This window comes from Actinokineospora auranticolor (genome assembly GCF_002934265.1).
GTDB classification, from domain to species: Bacteria; Actinomycetota; Actinomycetes; order Mycobacteriales; family Pseudonocardiaceae; genus Actinokineospora; species Actinokineospora auranticolor.
Map to the genome: position 1 here is coordinate 396684 of NZ_PTIX01000006.1, position 18696 is coordinate 415379.

Below are 18696 nucleotides of genomic sequence, written 5' to 3' on the forward strand. Positions count from 1 at the left end.
TCAACCCCGGCACACCGCTCGGGTGAGAGGACACGGACATGCAGATCGTCGGCACCGCAGCCATCGTGACCGGAGGCGCGTCCGGTCTTGGCGGCGCGACCGCCCGCGCCTTGGCCGACAAGGGCGCCGCGGTCTACGCCGTCGACCTGCCGTCGGCCGTCGAGCGCGCCCCCGAGGTCGAGGGGGTCACCTACCTGGAGGCGGACGTCACCGACCCCGAGCAGGTCGAGGCGGCGGTCGCCGAGGCCGCGGGCACGCGGCACCCGCTGCGCACGGTGGTGAACTGCGCGGGCATCGGCCCGTCGGCGCGGATCCTGTCGAAGAGGGGGCCGCACGACCTCGGGCTGTTCCGCAAGGTCGTCGAGGTCAACCTGATCGGCACGTTCAACGTCGTGACCATCGCAGCCGCGGCCATCGCGAAGACCGAGCACCTCGACCACGGCCAGCGCGGCGTGATCATCAACACCGCCTCGATCGCGGCCTTCGACGGGCAGATCGGCCAGGTCGCCTACGCGGCGTCGAAGGGCGGCGTGGTCGGGCTGACCCTGCCCGCGGCGCGGGACCTGTCCAGCTCGGGGATCCGGGTCGTGACGATCGCGCCGGGCATCATCGACACCCCGATGCTGGCCACCGTCAGCGACGAGTTCCGGGCGGGCCTGGCCGAGGGCGTGCCGTTCCCGAAGCGGCTGGGGCTGCCGGAGGAGTACGCGAAGCTGGCGCTGTCGATCGTCGACCAGGACTACCTGAACGGCGAGGTCATCCGACTCGACGGCGCGCTGCGGATGGCGCCTCGGTAGGCGACCGCTTGATCTTGCGGGAGCGGACGCCTCCGGCCCCCCGGCATCAATTCTACCGAGTGGGGCCGACAGTGCGCGGAGATGATGATCAAGCCTGTGGACAACCCGAGCGGTCAGCGGCCGACGGCGTAGCCCTGCATGCCGCGGGCGTTGGCCGCTGCCCTGAGCAGGCCGTCCCGGGTGGCGACGGCGGAGAGGCGGCCCAGGGACCACGGACCGACGTCGACCAGGGCGTGGCCGCGGGCTCGTAGGTCGTCGAGGGTCTGGTCGCCCAGCCTGGACTCGACGTGGGCTTCGCCGGGGGTGAAACCCCTGGGGTAGAAGGAACTGGGGACCGCGTTCGAGTGCCAGGCGGGGGCGTCGATGGCGGCTTGGAGGTTCAGGCCGCCGACCGTGTGGGCCAGCCAGAAGCAGAGTTGCCACTGGTCCTGGCTGTCCCCGCCCGGGGTGCCGAAGGCCATCGTCGGCCTGCCTTCGTGGAGGGCCAGGCTGGGGGTGAGGGTGATCCGGGGGCGTTTGCCGGGGCGCAGGGTGTTCGGCAGGTCCTCCTCCAGCCAGAACATCTGCGCTCGGGTGCCCAGGCAGAAACCCAGGTCCGGGATGGTTGGCGACGACTGCAACCAGCCGCCCGACGGGGTGGCCGAGATGAGGTTTCCCCAGCGGTCGACGACGTCGAGGTGGCAGGTGTCGCCGCGGGTTGTGCCGTCCGGGCGGACCGTGGGTTCGCCGATCGCGCCGGGGGAGTCGACCTGGACCGGTGGGCCGCTGAGGAATCCGGGCAGGCGGGGGTGCCTGCCGTCGGGGGCGCCCGGTCGCAGGTCGAACGACGCCGCGTCGCCGATCAGGCGGGCGCGGTCCGCCGCGTATTCCCGCGACAGCAGGGCTTTCAGCGGTACCTCGTCGTCGCCGTACCAGGCCTCGCGGTCGGCGAACGCGAGTTTGGTGGCCTCCAGGGCGTGGTGCACGGTGTCGGCCGTGGGTATTCCATCCACATAGGACAGCGGAGCGCCGTCCAGCAGCCGCAGTTGTTGCAGCAGAACCGGTCCTTGCGTCCACGCGCCGCACTTGGCCAGCGTCCAGTCGCCGAAGTCGGCGGTGATCGCGTCCTCGTAGGTCGCCGACCAGGTCGCGAGGTCTTCGCCGGTGAGGACTCCCGGGTGGTCGCGGCCGGAGTCGTCGCGGAAGGGCAGGCGGCAGAAGCGGTCCACGGACTCGGCGACGAAACCCTGCGACCACGCCCGGCGGGCCGCGTCGATCTCCGCCTCGCGGGACGGGCCCTTGGCGGCGGCGAGCAGGCGTGCCCAGGTGTCGGCCAGGGTCGGGTTGGCGAAGCGGGCGCCGGTCGCGCCGAACCACAGGGCGCCCGAGGTGGGCCAGTGGTCGGTGAACAGGGCGCGGACGGTGTCGACAACCTCCGGGACCCGGGGCAGCAGTGGGAAACCGTTGCGGGCGTAGCCGATGGCGTAGGCCAGTACGTCGTGGAGGCGCTTGGTGCCGTGGTCGCGCAGCAGGGTCAGCCAGCCGTCCCAGGCGCCGGGGACGGTCGCGGCCAGCAGGCCGCTGCCGGGGACCAGGGTGAGGCCGAGGTCGCGGTAGTGCGCGGTGGTCGCGGCCCTCGGTGCGACGCCTTGGCCGCAGAGGACCGTGGGGGTCGGGTCCGCGGCGGTCGTGAACACCGCCGGGACCTCGCCGCCCGGGCCGTTGAGGTGGGGTTCGACAACCTGGAGCACGAAGCCCGCCGCAACGGCCGCGTCGAACGCGTTGCCGCCGTCCTCCAGGACCGCCATACCCGCGCCGGAGGCGAGCCAGTGGGTGGAGGCGACCATGCCGTGGGTGCCCACGAGCTCGGGGCGGGTGGTGAACACGTCGCCAACCTAGCGGCGTTCCGGGGGTGTGGATAACCTCCGTTCGCGTTGTGTTGACGGCCTGTCACCACCCGTCATTCGAACATCCGTGCACACTGTGGACAAGGGCTGTGGATAACCTGGTTGGCCTGTGTGCAAACCGGTGAGCGGTTTTAGCTGTAGATCAACTGGAGAACCAGCCTATAAGTCATTCAGCTGCTTGTACTCCCGTTTGAGACTGCCGTTCACAACGTCCACATGTGTGTACAACATCTGTCCACGGGTGTGGATAACTCGCCTCAGGCGGTCGCTTCGGCGAGCTGGGGAGCCCGCCGCGACGACCGGGTCAGCACGACGAACAGCACCAGCACCGCCGCGACCACCCCCGACAGCAGGAACAGCGACAGCCGCAGCGAGTCCGTGTAGCCGGGACCGGCCAGCGTGCCGTCGGTGCCCGCCGCGATGATCGACCCGACCACCGCGATGGCGATCGTCTCGAACGCCAGCCGCGACGTGCCGAACATGCCCGACGCCGTGCCCGCCCGACCGGGACCCGCGCTGGCCAGCGCCATGTTGTCCACCAACCCCGTGGACAGGCCCATGCCCGCGCCGATCGCCAGCAGCGGTCCGGCCAGGGACAGCGGGGTGCTCCCCGGGTTGATCGTGGTCAGCCACAGCGTGCCGACGCCGACCAGGCCGAGCGCGACCCGCAGCACCCAGGGCGTCGACGTGCGGCGCGCGATCGCGCTCGCGGCGAACGGCAGCACCAGGATCGGGGCGGTGAGCAGGATCAGCGTCCCGCCCGCGCCCTGCGCGGACTGGCCGACCACCGCGGTCAGGTAGTTCGGGAAGTACACCAGCAGCGGGACCATCACCATCACGAACGTCGCCGCCGCGGTCGCCGCGGCCAGGAATCCCGGCGAGCGCAGCAGCACGAAGTCGAACATCGGGTTCGCCACGCGCCGCTCCACCAGCACGAACACCACGAGCAGCAGCACCCCGGCGAGGAAGCCGACCAGCACCAGCGGGTGCGCCCAGCCCAGCGCGGGCCCCTCGACGAAACCGGCGATGACCAGCAGCAGACCGGCGGTGAAGGTGACCGTCCCCGGCCAGTCCACCCCCGCGGCCTCGGGGTTGCGCGACTCGGGCAGCACCGGGACGAGCAGCAGCGCGCCGACGCCGACCGCGGCGGGCAGCCAGAACACCGCCTGCCAGCCCATCGCCCCCATCAGCAGGCTCGACAGCGACGGCCCGAACGCCAGCCCGAAGCCGATGCTGGTGCCGAACAGGCTGAACGCGCGGGCCCGGGCCGGTCCCTCGAACGCGCTGGCCAGGATCGCGATGGCGCTGGTGGCCGCGGCCGACGCGCCGATGCCGGAGAGCCCGCGCAGCACGTCGAGCACCAGCAGGTTCGGCGCGACGGCACTGAGCAGGCCGCCCGCGGCGAAGATCGCGGTGCCGTAGGCGAACACGCGGCGCCTGCCGAGGATGTCGGCGAGGCCGCCCGCGGCGAGCATGAAGCCCGCGAAGGTCGTGTTGTAGGCGTTGACCACCCACTGCACCGCCGCGAGGTCGCCGTGCAGCGCCACGCGGATCTCGGGCAGCGCGATGGAGGCGCCGGTGAGGGTGATCGGGAACATCAGGACGGCGAGCAGCACCGTCACCAGGACCAAGACCTGGTTGGGTCCGGTGTCGCCGGGCTGGTTGGTACGCACGGTCTCACTTTCGTAGGATGGCGAACATCATGGAAGAAGGCACCCCAGACCGCCCTAGGTACCGATCGGAAACCGACCAGGTCGGCGCGGCGCAGCAGCTCATGGGTGTGCTGTGCCCCACACGCGACGTGCTCGGCCGGATCGGCGACAAGTGGACGGTGCTGGTCGTCACCGCGCTGGACTGCGACGGCACGCTCCGCTTCACGAAGCTGCGGGCCCGCGTCGGCGACATCAGCCAGAAGGTGCTGACCCAGGCGCTGCGGAACCTCGAACGCGACGGGCTCGTCGCGCGGCGCGTCCACCCCACGGTGCCGGTGACCGTCGAGTACTCGCTGACCGACCTCGGCCAGAGCCTGGCTCAGGTCGCCAGGGTCATCGGCGACTGGTCGTGCAGGCACATCGACGAGATCGTCGCGGCCCGCGCTGCCTATGACACGCGCGTGGGAGATGGCCCCGCAGGGCGTTAAATAGATCTCCCCGAAGTGGGGGTGGCGGCGTCGTAGAGGCTCATGCCCTGCTTGGCGCCGACACTCTTGCCGAGGAAGAAGGCACCGACGGCGATGCCGAGCACCACCAGGATCGCCAGGACGATGCCGAGGACGAGCTTACCGCGCCCGGGTTTGTCGTCGGCGGTCACGAACACGTCCTGCTGCCAGGAGCTGCCGCCGCCCATGTCGGGCACGGGGTCGTCGGCCTGCCACCACGGCGGCGCGCTCTCCACGTGCGGCTGCTGGTGCGCCCACGGGTTGGCCTGGCGCTGCGGCTGCTGCTGCGCGGTGTAGCCGCTGGTCGCGGCGCGCATCTGCTGGCCGGTGACGACCTGCGTGCGCTCGGCCTGCTCCGGGTTGCGGGCGATCTGCTGGGTCTGGGTGCCGCGCACGACCTGGGTGCGGTCCGGCGACTCCTCGGTCGGCCGCACGGCCTGCGTCCGGTCGGCCAGCTCGGCGGGCTTGGGGGTGTCCGCGGTGATCGGCGGGATGATGTTCGTCGCCTCGACCGCCGGGGTGTCGTCCTTCCAGCGGAACGCGGGCGGAAACGGCCCGTCCGGCTTCTTCTCCGCGGCGGGCTCCGCCTTCGGCGGCTGGATGACCGGCTGGACCACGGTCGGCTGGACGACCGGCTGCGGCGCGGACACCTGCGGCGGCACCGGCTGCGGCTGGGACGGCTGCTGGACCGGGGGCAGGGTGGGCGGCGTCGTCGGCTGGGTCACCGCGACCGGCTGGGGCGCGAGGAGCGGCGGCGTGCCGGGGGCGCCACCGGCGGCCTTGGCCAGCACGGCGTCGCGCCGGACCCGGTAGTCGTCGGAGGAGAGTCTCCCCGCGGCCAGGTCGGCGTCCAGTTGCCTTAACTCTTCCTGCCAGGTCATCGCCGAGCCTCTCACCCCGTCAAAGGTCGTACGGCCGCACCCGGCGGCGCGCGGTGGAGAAGACCGCCCGTGCCTTCACTCTGCGTGTGTACCCTACCCCGGCTCGCCGCCGTCGAACCGATCCGGGTTCCGCGCCGGGGCCTGGGTAAACACCCGTCGACGCTCAGCCCGCGGGCAGGGTGAGCAGGGTCCGCGCGAGCAGCGAGTCGAAGTACGGGCGCAGCGCCGCGTCCGCCCCGGCACCGGACGCGGTCAGCACCACGGTCCACCGCCCCGACCGGTAGACGGCCCGGAAGTTCTGGGTCGCGCCCTGGACCGATCCCACGACCCGGACGTCCTTCCGCTCGACCGCCTCGGGCGCGGCGGCCCACCCCGTCGAGGTGGCCTGCCGGAGCGCGTCCTCGACGTGGTCGGTGTCGAGCGCGTTGAAGGTGACCGTGCGGGTGCCGTGCGACGAGGACGCGTTGACCAGGGTGCCGCTCGTGTTGGCGGGGACGATCCCCAGCTGGGAGCCCAGGGACGCGGGGATGACCGCGGGCCGGGAGACGACGGTGCCGGGCAGCGCGGGCAGGGTGCGGGCCAACTGCTCGGCCGGGGACTCGACCACCTGCGGCGCGGGCGGCGCGGCCTGCGCCTCGGGTTCCGACGGGGACAGCAACCACCACGCCCCGGCCCCGAGGGCGGCGACCAGGCCCATGGCGACGAGCTTGTGGAATAGCGGATAGGGCGGGTCGACGGCGAATAAGGCCTCACCGTCGACGTACCGGGCTCGCTCCGGGTCGTGCAGGCTCCGCGGCTCGTCCTCGACCACCCGGGGGGAGAACACCGGCGAGTCCCCCGCGATCTGCCGCGTCGGGCCCGCGGCCTCGGCCAGCGCGTCGTCGCGCAGCTTGCGGTGCCTGCCCGCGTCGAGGTCGCCGGTCGCCAACCGGTCGTCGAGGTCCCGAAGGGTGTCCTGCCACGACATGTCGTCTCTCCCGTCCTGCCCGTGGGCCCCATCCTGGCGCAAGGTCACACTGCGGGGTGGCCGAAGGACTCTACAGTGGTGCCATGACGCTGTTCAGGCGGGACAAGAGCCGCATCGTCGAACCGGACCAGGCCCTCCCCGGCCGCCCCGACCCCCTACGGGTCTCCCCGTCCCACGCCGTGTACCCCGACCGGCAGATCGTCCCACCGTTCCCCGACGGCACCCGCACCGCGGTCTTCGCGATGGGCTGCTTCTGGGGCCCGGAGCGCGTGTTCTGGAAGGTGCCGGGCGTCTACAGCACGGCGGTCGGGTACGTGGGCGGGTACACGCCGAACCCGACGTACGAGGAGGTGTGCTCGGGGCTGACGGGGCACACCGAGGCCGTGCTGGTGGTGTTCGACCCGGCGGTGGTCGGCTACGCGGACCTGCTCAAGATCTTCTGGGAGGGCCACGACCCGACCCAGGGCCTGCGCCAGGGCAACGACACGGGCAGCCAGTACCGCTCGGCGGTGTACTACGCCGACGACGAGCAGCAGGCCGCCATCGAGTCCACCCTGGCCGCGTACCAGCGGGAAATCGCCCGCGCGGGCTACGGGAAGATCACCACCGAGGTCGCCCCGGCAGGCACGTTCTACTACGCCGAGGACTACCACCAGCAATACCTGAGCGACGCCAAGAACCCCCACGGCTACTGCGGCATGGGCGGCACCGGCGTCAGCTGCCCCATCGGCCTCGGGGTCCGCGAGGACTAGTCGGTTCGCTTGGGGTGGCCCGTACCCGCATGGGTCACCCACACGACGCGGCGGTCGGGTTCTGGGCAGTACCAGATCCGGCCACCCGCGGTGACCTCGTATTGCCACTGGTCCAGGGTGTTGCCCGCGAACTCGCGAGTGCCCAGGCCGCCGCGCAGGCGGTGCTGCCGTGCCGGGTTCTCGGGTGTCGTGGGGCGCTCCGTGAGGACGATCCACGCTTCCCACGTGTTCGCCCGGGCTGCCTGGCAGAGCTGTTCCCAGCCTTTCGCCGCTTCGCTGGTGGCGAACCTGGCTTCCCAGCCGCCCGGGCGTTGGGGTGGGGCGACGCGGTCGCCGCGCTTGGCAGGCACCGGTCAGTCGTCCACCGGTGCGGGGACCTCGCCGAAGTCGTCGCCGAGGGGGCCGGTGAGTGTGGCGCGCAGTTCGGGGTCGGCGTGGATGGCCGCCGTGCTGCGCCACTCGGTGACCGCCTGTTCGAGGACGGACCAGTGGCCCAGTTCGGCGGAGGCTTGGAAGGCGCGGACGAAGTCGTGCGCGAACCGGAGCTGGTCCTCGCGCGGGAGCACGTCAGCCCAGGGGAACTCTTCGAGCAGCGCCACGGTCACGATGTCCGGTGGCAGGTGCGCCAAGACACTGCGCAGCGCCCGCGCCGCGGTCACCGAACCGGCGGACGCGGAGCGCGAGCTGTCTTCGCGGACAAGCAGCAGTGCCGCTCCGTCCCGGCGGCGGACGAGCACCTCGCCCTGGTCGGCGAGTGCCGCGACGCCCTTGGGATCGCGTTGCAGCTCACTCCACTGCACTTCGGTGGCCATGCGGCAATTCTGAACTTTTTCAGAAATCTTCGCAAGTGCGGGTCGCGGACCGGGCGCACCCGGTCCGCCTGGAGCTGCCCGGTCGGCTAGCAGTAGCCGAGCTGGGTCAGGGTGTCGGCGATGATCTCGCTCGGGTGGTACTTCTCCCTACTACGCCGAGGACTGCCACCAGCAATACCTGAGCGACGCCAAAAACCCCCACGGCTACTGCGGCATGGGCGGCACCGGCGTCAGCTGCCCCATCGGCCTCGGCAACCGTGAGGGTTAGTCACTTCCCGTAGTGGAACCGACAGGCGGCGATCCGGATTTCGTCGCCCGCCACCTTGTAGACGAGCCGGTGCTCATCTGTGATCCGTCGGGACCAGTAGCCCTGGAAGCCGTGTTTCAAGGGCTCTGGTTTGCCGATGCCCTCGTTGCCGTTCCGGCTGATGTCCTTGATCAGGTCGTTGATCCGCTTGAGGACCTTGCGGTCCTCGGCCTGCCAGAAGACGTAGTCCTCCCAGGCGAGTTGGTCCCAGGTGTACTTCATTCCACCAAGTCGTGCTGTGCTCCGCCGCCGGACTCCAGTCGCTCGATCGCCGTGATCAGCCGTCGCGCGTTCTCCGGGCTGCGCAGCAGGTAGGCCGTCTCCTTCAACGACTGGTAGTCGTCGAGTGAAACGATCACGACCGGTTCATGGCCCGCGCGCGTGATCACGACCTCCTCGCGGTCGTTGACCACGGAATCGAGTGTCTCGGCGTATTTGGCGCGAGACTCGGAGTAGCTCATGGTCTTCACAGTCACCCTCCCTTCGACGTACAAGATAATGTACGTTCGTCTCATCGAAGAGGCAAGGGGGTGCCTCAGTCCATTGGCAGCCCAGGCGAGGCTGTGCGCGGATGTCCGACGAAAGGGTGGGTGTGTCGATCCGCAGTGGTGAGGTGTGGCGGCTGGTCCGCGGGGACGAGCTGGTCGGGGAGATCGTCGTCGACGAGGCCGACTTCCCCTGGGTGTACGGCCACTTCCGGCCGCAGCCGCCGTTTGCCGAGATCAAGCCGCTGTTCGACGAGGAGTTGGCGCTCGTCGAGGAGGACGTGGCGGAGCGCGTGCCCGAGTGGGAGCAGGTCTACGACCGCATCACCAGCGCGCTGACCCTGGTGTCCCCGAACGGCCCCGTCGCCGAGTTCCTGCTCCACGTCCAGGGCGACGACGCCTGGTTCCGCTGGATCGACTAGCAGTAGCCGAGCTGGGTCAGGGTGTCGGCGATGATCTCGCTCGGGTGGTACTTCTCCATCAGCGAGGCGCCGCGGCGGCTCGGGTAGTCCGCGAGGAACTCGCGGAGGGTGTCGCCGCGCATCTCGGTGAGGACGATGTTCTGGCCGATGCCCACGTGGCGCTCGGTGCGGTGGCGGTGGATCGCGCACGGCGTACCCAGGTAGCCGCACTCCTCCTGCAGCCCTCCCGAGTCCGTGACCACGTACTCCGCGCGCGCGATCAGCGGCAGGAACTTCAGGTACCGCTGCTTCGGCCGGAGCTGGAACTGCTCGTCGAACAGCCCGTGCAGGTCGAGCCGCTCGATCTTCTCGCGTTCCGGGGCACCCGCCATGTAGAGCACCGGCAGCTTGCGGCTCTCCTCGCGCAGGATCTCCAGGGCCTCGCGGTACTTCTCCGGCCGCGACAGCAACTCGAAGCGGTGCAGCGTGGCCAGGCCGAAGCGCTCCGGCAGGCCCTCCATGACCGGCTGGCCGATCGCCAGCCGCATGGCGTCGATGGCGGTGTTGGCCTCGGTGTCGACGACCACGCCGCGGGCGCCGCGCAGGTTCTCGACCTCGCGCGGGGTCGGGGCGAAGTGGATGTCGACCAGCTTGGCCGCGATCTTGCGGTTGAGCTCCTCGGGCAGCGGGCTGAGCAGGCTGCCCGACCGGGTGCCCGCCTCCACGTGCGCGACGCGCGCGCCGAGCACGCGCTTGCCGATCAGCGCGCCGTACGGGGTGGTGAACGTGTCGCCGTGCACCATGACCAGCGGCGGGCGGCCGTCCGCCGCGAGGATCGCCTTGAGCTCCGAGCGCCGGGTCCACGCCGACTTCGCCACGGCCGCGGCCCAGCCCGGCACCTGCGCCGGGGTCTCCAGGTTGTGCGCCCGCTCGCGCGGCACCAGCCACACGTCCGGCTCCGGCAGCCGCAGGTCGGACAGCACGTCGGCGACCTCGTCCACGTGCTGGGCGGTGAACCAGATCTTCGGTTCCGTGCCCCGCTCGGCGATCGCGTGGAAGACCGGCGCGATCTTGATCAGCTCGGCGGTGGTGCCCACGATGAAGGAGATCAACGGTCGCCTCTTCTGCTCGGGATCGGCGATGCCGCCAGTCACGCCTCGGAGACGGATACGGCCGGTCAAACCTATCACCCGGCCCGACCGCCCCGGCGCCGCGCCCGGACGCCGGATATGTCCTTCAATGTCCACTTTGTACCCGGCAGTTCACGGGCGACCGGCGTGACCAGGCATGATGACACGCATGGGTGAACGGGCGCGGGCACGGGCCGCGGTGGCGTTGGGGCGGTGGGTCGAACCCCGCGAGGTGTTCGCGCAGGGCAAGGCGCTGCGGGAGAAGGTCGGCCACGCCGAGCACCGCACCGCGCACCTGGCCACCGACCGGCCGACGGTCCCCGACTACGTCGACGCCAGCAGCCGCGGCCGCGTCCCCGACCTCGTCCCGCTGCGCGTCGGCCGCATGCTCGCCTCGCCTTTCGCGTTCTTCCGCGGCAGCGCGGGCCTGATGGCCGCCGACCTGGCCGGGTCGCCGAACAACGGGCTGGAGGCGCAGCTGTGCGGCGACGCGCACGCCGCCAACTTCGGCCTCTACGGCACGCCCGACGGCCAGATCGTCATGGACATCAACGACTTCGACGAGACCGTCCCCGGCCCGTGGGAGTGGGACCTCAAGCGCCTGACCACCAGCGTCGTGCTGGCCGGGCGCGAGGGCGGGGTGTCGGAGAAGGGGTGCCGCGAGGCCGCGGAGGACGTGGTCAAGTCCTACCGCCGCACCCTCGACCACCTGGCGGACCAGCCGTTCCTCGACTCGTGGGGCGCCCTCGGCGACGAGTCGGTGCTGACGAAGGTCTCCGCCCAGGCCCTCTTCGACGACTTCGCCAAGGCGGCCAAGAAGGCGCGGAAGAACACGAGCGCGCGGGTCGCCGCCAAGTGGACCCAGCGCGACGAGGACGAGAAGTGGCGGTTCGTCACCGACCCGCCGGTGCTGACCTCGGTGACCGACCAGGTCGCCGACGCGGTGGTCGACGCCCTCCCCGCCTACGTCGACACCCTCCGCGAGTCCCGGCGAAACCTGATCATGCGCTACAGCGTCTCCGACGTGGCCTTCCGCGTGGTCGGCACGGGCAGCGTCGGCCTGCGCAACTACCTGGTCCTGCTGCACGGCAACGGCGACGAGGCCTTGGTCCTGCAGGTCAAGGAGGCCCAGCAGTCGGCGCTGGCCCCCCACCTCGGCCACGGCCCCGCCAAGCACGAGGGCAAGCGCATCGTCCACGGCGCCCGGCTGGTGCAGGCCGAGACGGACATCCTCCTGGGCTGGACCACGGTCGAGGGGCGGCACTACATCGTCCGCCAGTTCCGAAACCGCAAAGGCGAGATCGACCCCACCACCCTCGAACGCGACCACCTCGATGACTACGGCCGCTTCGCGGGAGCCCTGCTCGCCCGGGCCCACACCCGCTCCGTCGACCCCCGCCTCCTCTCCGGCTACTGCGGCGAAGACCTCGACGAACCCTTCGCCGACTACGCGGTGGCCTACGCCGACCAGACCGAACGCGACCACGAAGCCCTGGCCGCCGCCGTCAAGTCCGGCCGCCTCCCGGCCTTGATCGAGGACTGACCCGCCGCCACGTGCTCGACGCCTTCTGATTCCACCCTTTCGAGGGACAGGAGATATCCACAGGCAAGATCGAACCCGCCCATTTCACCTGGTCAAACCGGTAAAATGGGCCTGGGGGACGCCCCCTGGGTGGGTGGGCCATGTGTTGGGGCGGTCAAGGCGGAGCAGTGGGTCGGGGGACATCGGGGTCGGGGCAAGGGTGGGGTTGGGACCAGACGGCCGAGGAACGGTGAGCGGTTCCAGCTTGCTTGTTTCCCAAGCAGTCCAGGCGTCTTGGCGGCCTCGTTGACCGGCGGACGGCCGAGCGGCTACGGGGAGCTGTGATCGGCGCGGTTGGTCTGGGAGCGGCGGGCCTGGTGTTCCGGTTCCAGCTTGTTCTTCGCTCACGAGGTCGGTCCGGCCTGGCGGCATCGCCGACGGATGGGTGTGCTGTTCGGTGCTGTTCCAGCATGTTCCCTCGTCGCGCGGCTTTCCGCTCCGGCGGAGTCGCCGACCGGCGGGTGCGTTGTTGGTCCAGTCCTGCCGCCGCTGGGAGCGGCGAGCTTGGGATCGGGGATCAGCGCGCTCGGGAAGCAGTAGGCGGTTAGTAGCGGGGACGGGCGTTCCGGTTCCAGGTCGTTCCCTCCTCGTGCACGGTCGGTCTGCCCCGAAGGCGCGGTCGACGGATGGGTGCGTTGGGCGCGCGAGTTGGGAGGGGACTGGCACGCTCGGAAAGCAGCTGGTCGGGGTGGTGAGGGAACGGCGAGTCAGGTGTTCGGTGCCAGCTTCTAGTCGCCTCGGCAGCGGACGCGCGCGGTGGGATCGGCGGTCGGGAAGCACGGAGGGGCTGGCGGGCTGGGTATTCCGGTTCTGGTCCGCGGGTGCGCTGGCCGGGCTCGGGGCGGTGGTAAGTGGGAGGTGGTCCGGTCGGAGCAGTGGCTGTGACAGTCTCCTCCCGTGGCCACTGACCACCGGAAACGAACAGGTGCGCACTACACACCCCAGGAGTTGGCGGGGTTCCTCGCTGATCGTGCGTTGCGTGGGCTCTCCGGGCCGCTGCGGGTTCTCGACCCGGCTTGTGGTGATGGGGAGCTGCTCGTTGCCGTGGCCAAGGCCCATCCCGACGCTGTCCTGACCGGTCTCGACCTCGACGGCCAAGCCGTGGCGGCGGCCCGGGAGCGGCTGCCCGGGGCCGACATCCGCCAGGCCGACTTCATCGAGGCGGACGAGTCGCTGCCGCATGCCTCCTTCGACCTGGTCATCACCAACCCGCCCTACGTGCGGACGCAGGTGCTCGGTGCGGCGGCCGCGGCACGGTTGGCGGCGCGGTTCGGGTTGAAGGGGCGGATCGACCTCACCCACCCCTTCGTCGCGATGGCGCCCGATCTCCTGCGGCCCGGTGGTGTGCTCGCGCTCCTCTGCTCCAACCGCTTCCTCACCACCCGCGCGGGGGTCAATGTTCGGGGATTGCTCTCCGAGCGGTTGGCTGTTCGCGAGGTGTTCGACCTCGGTGACACGCGGTTGTTCGAGGCCGCCGTGTTGCCCGCCATCGTGGTGGCGGTGAAGGGGGCGCAGGGGGTGGCGCGGTTCGCGAGTGCTTACGAGGTTCCGCAAGAGGCTCCCGAAGGTGATCTCTACGCCGCGCTCACCGGTCAAGACGACACTGTGGTCCGCTTCGGGGCGCGCACCTTCGCCGTCTCCGTCGGCACGCTGGCCCGTGGCGCCCCTGAGCAGCCGTGGCGCCTCACGAACCCGGACCGGGACCGCCGCCACGCGCACGTCAGGAGTCGGACGTGGCGCACTCTCGGTGAGCTTGCCCGGATCCGGGTCGGCATCAAGACCACCGCCGACCCCGTCTTCATCGGCGACCGCTGGGACACCCTCCCGCCTGAGCACTCACCCGAGCCCGAGCTGCTCCGCCCCCTGCTCACCCACCACGACGTGCGCGCCTGGCTCCCGCCCCGACCGCCGCGGACGCAGGTGCTCTACCCCTACCTCGACCTTCCCACCCGCACGGTCGTCGACCTCTCCGCCCACCCCCGCGCCGCCGCCTACCTCGGGTTGCACCGGGCCCGCCTGGAGGGCAGGCGCTACCTGCGCGCGGCCGGGCGGGAGTGGTTCGAGATCTGGGTGCCGCAGCGGCCGTCGATGTGGCGGGAGCCGAAGATCGTGTTCCCGGACATCAGCCCCGAGCCGCGGTTCACCGTCGACCGCAGCGGGGCCGTGGTCAACGGGGACTGCTACTGGATCAGCGTCCCCGAGCTGGTCGCCCCTGGCGTGACCTGCGACGACCTGGCCAACCTCGTCGTCGGCGTGGCCAACTCCGCCTTCGGGGCCCGCTTCTACGACGAGGTCTGCGGCAACCGCCTCTACGCGGGGCGCAGGCGGTGGATTACCCAGTACGTCGGGCTCCTGCCGCTGCCCGACCCCACCACCGCCGCCGCGCGGGAGGTCATCGAGGCGGTCGGGTCGCTCACCGCCGGTGACCACGGGCAGTTGCCGCGGCTCGAACGGGCTGTGCGGGCGGCGTTCGGGGAGCTCTAGCCTGGGCCGGTGGAACCGACCTTCTTCGCCGAGCCCGGCGCGTTGCGGGCGTGGTTCGACGCGAACCACGCGACCGCGGCCGAGCTGTGGGTCGGGTTCCGCCGCAAGCGCACCGGGCTGCCGAGCGTCAGCTGGTCGGAGGCCGTGGACCAGGCGCTGTGCTTCGGGTGGATCGACGGGGTGCGCAAGGGGGTCGACGACACCGCGTACATGATCCGGTTCACCCGGCGGAAGACCGGCAGCATCTGGAGTTCGGTGAACATCGCCAAGGTCGCCGACCTGACCGCGCGCGGGTTGATGCTGCCGGAGGGGTTGGCCGCGTTCGAGGCGCGGCGGGTCGACCGGTCGGAGGTGTACTCGCACGAGCAGGCCGTAGTGGCGTTCACCGACGAGCAGGAAGCCGAGTTCCGCGCCCACCCCGACGCTTGGGCGTTCTTCGAGCGGCAGCCGCCGGGCTACCGCAAGACGGCCACCTGGCGGGTGATCAGCGCGAAGCGGGACGACACCCGGCGGCGCAGGCTGGCCACGCTGATCGAGGCGAGCGCGGCCGGTCTCCGGATCGAGTGACCCCTGATCAGGTGAGTGGTTTGAGCACGCCCTCGTAGCTCGGCGACGTGTCCTGGCTGATCTCCTTGGCGATCCGGGAGATCTCGCTGCGCGCGTTGAAGTAGCCGCGGATGGTGCCCATCCACCGCTCCGAGGACCCGCCCGCCTCGCCCTCGGCGCTGTCGCCGGTCTCCGCGATCAGCGTCCACGGCCTGCGGACCGCCCACCTGGCCGGGAAGAACAGGCCGAGCAGGACCAGGAGCACGATTAACCAGCCCGGCACGACCACGTCCACGGGCATCCACGACACCAGCGCCACGATCAGCACGGTGATCAGCACGAGCATCACCACACCCGGCACGTAGCCCGCGGCGACGTCGTGCTCGAAGTCGTCCTCGGTCGCTGGGGTACGCCACTCGAGCGTGCCCTGCACGGTCCACAGACGGCCGTTCACGTCGCGTACCTGACGCGTCATCTCCTGCCCTCCGGCGCGGTGGCACACACCCTGGCGCTGACAACACCGAGAGACAACGTTACCGCCTCACTGCTGCGCCCAACGGGTGAAATGCCCGACCTGCTGACGGGGTCGATTCTCGCACCGGTCGAGTGACTTGATCAACTACCTGCGGCGGTGACCGCCGTTGATGTTGACCGTGCCACGCTGCCCGTCGTCCCACCCGCGCGCGTTGTGCGAGCGCGTGGTCGCCTTCCGCGTAGTGGTCACCTTGGTCTGTTGCGCCGAGTTGACCCTCGTGGTCACCGTGGTCTCGGTGTACACGTAGTAGTTGTTGTACAGCTCCCACTGCTTGTCCGTGTAGGAGCTTGTCGAGATCACGGGCAGGGACTCGTCGTACTGGCCGTAGCCGTAGTAGCCCGCGTCGTTGTAGCTGGGGTCGTAGTACCCGGCGTCGTTGTAGCTCGGGTCGTACATGCCGTCGTCGTAGGTGTTTTCGCGCTGTAGGCCTGAGGGCTGCCGCGGCGGTTGTTGTTGCTGCTGGTGCTGCTGCTGCTGCGTCAGCGGCTTCGTGTTCCCGGCCGGGGGCTGCTGCACCTGGTTCTGCTGCGTAGTGGTGCGCGGCGCGCCCACAACCTGGCTCGCGGCGGCCTGCGTAGGCGGCGGCTGCTGCTTCTGTGTGGCGGGCTTCTGCGCCTCCGCGGCGGGAGGCGGCGTCGCGGGCGTGGCGACGTTGTTGCCGCCCGGCGCGGGCTGGGTGGTCGACTGCGGCGGACCCTCGGCCTGCGGCCGCGTGGGCCGCGTCGACGACCCGCTCGGCGGCGCCACGCCACCCGCCGCGGACGGGTCGGGACCGAGCACCAACTCGGTCGGACCCGTGCCCTCGAAGTCGCTGTACGCCACCGAGTCGCCGCCGGTACCCCACGGCACCACGGCCAACCCGAACACACCGACGGCGGCCGCCGACGTCGCCGCCAAGGTCACCTGGACCTTCGCGCTCGACAACAGGCCCTTCACCGCGCCGAGACCCGCCGCCGACCCCGAGGTCGCCACGTTGATCTGCTGCCACAGCGCCACCCCGGCCACCGGGGCCGCCAGGTAGGCCGCGTGCGCACGCAGACCCGAGCACACGTCCTGCAGCTCCGCCTGCATCGACGTGCACTCCGGGCACACCGACAGGTGCGCCCGCACCTTGCGCCGCTCCGTGCCCTTGATGCTGCCCGCCGTGTAGGCGCCCAGCTTCTCCAACACCGAACGGCACCCGGTCGACCCGCGGTCCACGGTCAGGTGCGCCTGCAGGTAGGCCGCGCGCAGACCCTGCCGGGCCCGCCGCGCCAACGCCGCCGTCGCGTTCGGGCTCAACCCGAAGTTGCCCGCCACCACCGCGGGCCGCTCACCCTCGACCTCGACCTTCCACAGCACACTGCGCCACCGCTCCGGCAGGCTGGTGAACGCCCGCGTGATGAGGGTCCGCTCGGTCGACTGACCGGTGTTGTCCGGCCCCGCCCCCACCCGGTGGCTCAACTCCTCGTCGCTGACCGGGACGTCGCGCTTGCGCGCGTTCCACTCCCAGGCCACCCGACGGGTCACGATCAGCAGGTAGCCGCGGACGTTGTCCACCGGCCCCGCGCCCCGGCGCACCGCCTGCAACACGCGGAAGAACGCCTCCGCGGCCAGGTCCTCCGCCTCTGCCCGGTCGTTGACCAGGCCCATGGCCAACCGACGCACCGCGTCGGAGTGCCGGGAGAACAGCTCGCCGAACGCGGCGTCCTCGCCCGAACGCAGGCGCTGCAACAGCGCGAGGTCTTCGCAGGCGGCAGCCGACGCATCGGCGTCGTCGGCGTCCCGACGCCCGCCCGCAGCAGGCCGGTGAGTCCCGGTCATCCGGCCCGGTACCTCCTCCTGGCCGTCGTGACAGTGTTGAACAAGATGCCACACGGCGTTGTCTTACGGTCCATAAACGTGAATAACGTTAAGAGGACCCCGGCACCTGTACTAGACCGTCTAGAGGCCTGCGGTTGGCCCATCGGCAGCCCTTCGGAGTAGGAGAGACGCGGGAGCAGACCCTACTGCGCAGCCCCCCGGAGGCCTAGGCTATAGTTCACGACGCACCGGGAAACCGGAGCAAGCGGATGTAGCGCAGTTGGTAGCGCATCACCTTGCCAAGGTGAGGGTCGCGAGTTCGAGTCTCGTCATCCGCTCGGGCGATGGGCGACCCATGCTTGCGGAGAGCGCAAGCCGGGTCGCCCTTCATCATGTTGGGGGGCCGAGCCCCCCAAACCCCCCACGGTGCGAGCTTCTTGCGTGGGCAGGTGGGGAGCGGTGGGTGGTGACCAGCGACCGGGACCAGCGGCCGGAACGGACGGGTTGGCGTTGGTACTTCCGGAACGGATGGGTTGGGGCTGGCGCCTCCGGATCGGACGGGTTGGCGTTGGTGCTCCCGGATCGGATGGGATCGCGGGGGGTCTTCGGGGTGGCTGCCCGTTGCTGAAGGTTGGCTTGGCCGGTTAGGCGAACGTTTCCTCGACCATGAACCCCACAGGATCGGTTGATCTTGTGGGGTTGTTGTGTCTTGAGGGTTTGGCTTGTGGTTGTTCGATCATCTTCGGGTTCGCGGGTTCTCCGTGTGGGTCTTTGTCGGCTGGGCGCTGATTGGGCGGGCGTGTGGGCTTCGGGGTGGCCGGTTAGACGGAGGGGGCCTCGGGTTTTGCTGGGGAAGATCAGGGGGTCCTAGTTTTTCGGGGGTGGTTTGGGGGGTGTTGATGACTACTATCTGCCGACTTGTGGTTCCGTTGCTTAGTGGGCTGGTGGTGTGAAGATTTCTTGCGGGTTGGTGGGATTGGGTGGTTGGGGGGCGAGATGGGGTTACTTTGGGTGATTGGTAAAAGTGGGAATTTGTGGTTGGGGAGTGGGGTGTTGTTCTTCTACGGGTGTAGATTTATGTGATGGATTTGGTTGTGGTGTGGGGAGATCTTGTGGTTTGTAGTGGGGGTGGGGGGGTTGATCATTGGGTTTGGGGGGTGTTGAGGGGTGGGGTGTTGGGTGTTGGGGTGG

Annotated in this window: 18 protein-coding genes, 1 tRNA gene and 1 pseudogene; 9 read left to right on the forward strand and 11 right to left on the reverse strand. The window is 70.4% G+C overall.

Translation table 11 applies throughout. From position 1 onward, the window contains the following. The first annotated feature begins 38 nt into the window (after positions 1–38). Entirely contained in the window at positions 39–797 is a 759-nt protein-coding gene (locus tag CLV40_RS14600) for an SDR family NAD(P)-dependent oxidoreductase (RefSeq protein WP_104479403.1), read from the forward strand. A 113-nt stretch (positions 798–910) separates the two neighbouring features. Here CLV40_RS14600 and CLV40_RS14605 read toward each other — a convergent pair whose 3' ends face one another. Beyond that, the gene (locus CLV40_RS14605) at positions 911–2662 is read right to left on the reverse strand and encodes a gamma-glutamyltransferase family protein (protein ID WP_104479404.1); all 1752 of its coding nucleotides are present in this window, start codon (positions 2660–2662) and stop codon (positions 911–913) included. A gap of 278 nt (positions 2663–2940) precedes the next feature. Beyond that, positions 2941–4356 (reverse strand): MFS transporter, encoded by a 1416-nt coding sequence (locus tag CLV40_RS14610; protein ID WP_245931285.1) that lies wholly within the window; start codon positions 4354–4356, stop codon positions 2941–2943. A 17-nt stretch (positions 4357–4373) separates the two neighbouring features. Between CLV40_RS14610 and CLV40_RS14615 the strand changes: the two genes are divergently transcribed. Next, a complete protein-coding gene (locus CLV40_RS14615) occupies positions 4374–4823 on the forward strand; it encodes a winged helix-turn-helix transcriptional regulator (RefSeq protein WP_374065135.1) in 450 nt (149 codons plus the stop codon). Here CLV40_RS14615 and CLV40_RS14620 read toward each other — a convergent pair. Both CLV40_RS14620 and CLV40_RS14625 read right to left on the reverse strand, forming a co-directional pair. Next, positions 4820–5722 (reverse strand): flagellar basal body-associated FliL family protein, encoded by a 903-nt coding sequence (locus tag CLV40_RS14620; protein WP_104479405.1) that lies wholly within the window; start codon positions 5720–5722, stop codon positions 4820–4822. The two genes, CLV40_RS14615 and CLV40_RS14620, sit on opposite strands and share 4 nt — an antisense overlap. A gap of 163 nt (positions 5723–5885) precedes the next feature. Then, entirely contained in the window at positions 5886–6689 is an 804-nt protein-coding gene (locus CLV40_RS14625; protein WP_104479406.1) for a hypothetical protein, read from the reverse strand. Positions 6690–6772: 83 nt separating this feature from the next. Between CLV40_RS14625 and msrA the strand changes: the two genes are divergently transcribed. Continuing rightward, complete coding sequence (gene msrA, locus CLV40_RS14630; RefSeq protein ID WP_104479407.1) at positions 6773–7441, forward strand: peptide-methionine (S)-S-oxide reductase MsrA; 669 nt, start codon at positions 6773–6775, stop codon at positions 7439–7441. Here the strand turns inward: msrA and CLV40_RS14635 are convergent. Both CLV40_RS14635 and CLV40_RS14640 read right to left on the reverse strand, forming a co-directional pair. Continuing rightward, a complete protein-coding gene (locus CLV40_RS14635) occupies positions 7438–7791 on the reverse strand; it encodes a hypothetical protein (RefSeq protein WP_104479408.1) in 354 nt (117 codons plus the stop codon). The two genes, msrA and CLV40_RS14635, sit on opposite strands and share 4 nt — an antisense overlap. A gap of 3 nt (positions 7792–7794) precedes the next feature. After that, positions 7795–8253, reverse strand: coding sequence for a hypothetical protein (locus tag CLV40_RS14640; RefSeq protein ID WP_104479409.1), 459 nt, complete (start codon positions 8251–8253; stop codon positions 7795–7797). 148 nt (positions 8254–8401) lie between these two features. Between CLV40_RS14640 and CLV40_RS39500 the strand changes: the two are divergent. Beyond that, positions 8402–8521 (forward strand): annotated as a pseudogene (locus CLV40_RS39500) (peptide-methionine (S)-S-oxide reductase MsrA); the annotation flags it as partial. On the opposite strand, the gene CLV40_RS14650 reads toward CLV40_RS39500, so the two are convergent. Next, the gene (locus CLV40_RS14650) at positions 8522–8782 is read right to left on the reverse strand and encodes a Txe/YoeB family addiction module toxin (protein WP_104479410.1); all 261 of its coding nucleotides are present in this window, start codon (positions 8780–8782) and stop codon (positions 8522–8524) included. It abuts the pseudogene before it with no gap. After that, the gene (locus CLV40_RS14655; protein ID WP_245931298.1) at positions 8779–9021 is read right to left on the reverse strand and encodes a type II toxin-antitoxin system Phd/YefM family antitoxin; all 243 of its coding nucleotides are present in this window, start codon (positions 9019–9021) and stop codon (positions 8779–8781) included. Before CLV40_RS14655 ends, CLV40_RS14650 begins: the two co-directional genes overlap by 4 nt. A 110-nt stretch (positions 9022–9131) precedes the next feature. Between CLV40_RS14655 and CLV40_RS14660 the strand changes: the two genes are divergently transcribed. Next, positions 9132–9467, forward strand: a complete 336-nt coding sequence (locus tag CLV40_RS14660; RefSeq protein WP_104479412.1) for a hypothetical protein — start codon at positions 9132–9134, stop codon at positions 9465–9467. Here the strand turns inward: CLV40_RS14660 and CLV40_RS14665 are convergent. Further along, the gene (locus CLV40_RS14665) at positions 9464–10558 is read right to left on the reverse strand and encodes a UDP-N-acetylglucosamine 2-epimerase (protein WP_104479470.1); all 1095 of its coding nucleotides are present in this window, start codon (positions 10556–10558) and stop codon (positions 9464–9466) included. The genes CLV40_RS14660 and CLV40_RS14665 overlap by 4 nt on opposite strands. Before the next feature lie 187 nt (positions 10559–10745). Between CLV40_RS14665 and CLV40_RS14670 the strand changes: the two genes are divergently transcribed. The 3 genes from CLV40_RS14670 to CLV40_RS14680 all read left to right on the forward strand — a co-directional run bounded on the left by CLV40_RS14670 (position 10746) and on the right by CLV40_RS14680 (position 15209). Continuing rightward, positions 10746–12119, forward strand: a complete 1374-nt coding sequence (locus CLV40_RS14670) for a DUF2252 domain-containing protein (protein ID WP_219823979.1) — start codon at positions 10746–10748, stop codon at positions 12117–12119. 936 nt (positions 12120–13055) lie between these two features. Then, complete coding sequence (locus tag CLV40_RS14675) at positions 13056–14642, forward strand: Eco57I restriction-modification methylase domain-containing protein (RefSeq protein WP_104479413.1); 1587 nt, start codon at positions 13056–13058, stop codon at positions 14640–14642. 9 nt (positions 14643–14651) lie between these two features. Continuing rightward, positions 14652–15209, forward strand: a complete 558-nt coding sequence (locus CLV40_RS14680; RefSeq protein WP_104479414.1) for a YdeI/OmpD-associated family protein — start codon at positions 14652–14654, stop codon at positions 15207–15209. A 7-nt stretch (positions 15210–15216) separates the two neighbouring features. On the opposite strand, the gene CLV40_RS14685 is transcribed toward CLV40_RS14680, so the two are convergent. Beyond that, positions 15217–15663, reverse strand: a complete 447-nt coding sequence (locus CLV40_RS14685; protein ID WP_181043497.1) for a DUF983 domain-containing protein — start codon at positions 15661–15663, stop codon at positions 15217–15219. Between the two features lie 144 nt (positions 15664–15807). Then, a complete protein-coding gene (locus CLV40_RS37995; RefSeq protein ID WP_181043498.1) occupies positions 15808–17526 on the reverse strand; it encodes a sigma-70 family RNA polymerase sigma factor in 1719 nt (572 codons plus the stop codon). 244 nt (positions 17527–17770) lie between these two features. On the opposite strand from CLV40_RS37995, the gene CLV40_RS14695 reads away from it, so the two are divergent. Further along, positions 17771–17843 (forward strand) — tRNA-Gly (locus CLV40_RS14695). Positions 17844–18696: the final 853 nt, after the last annotated feature.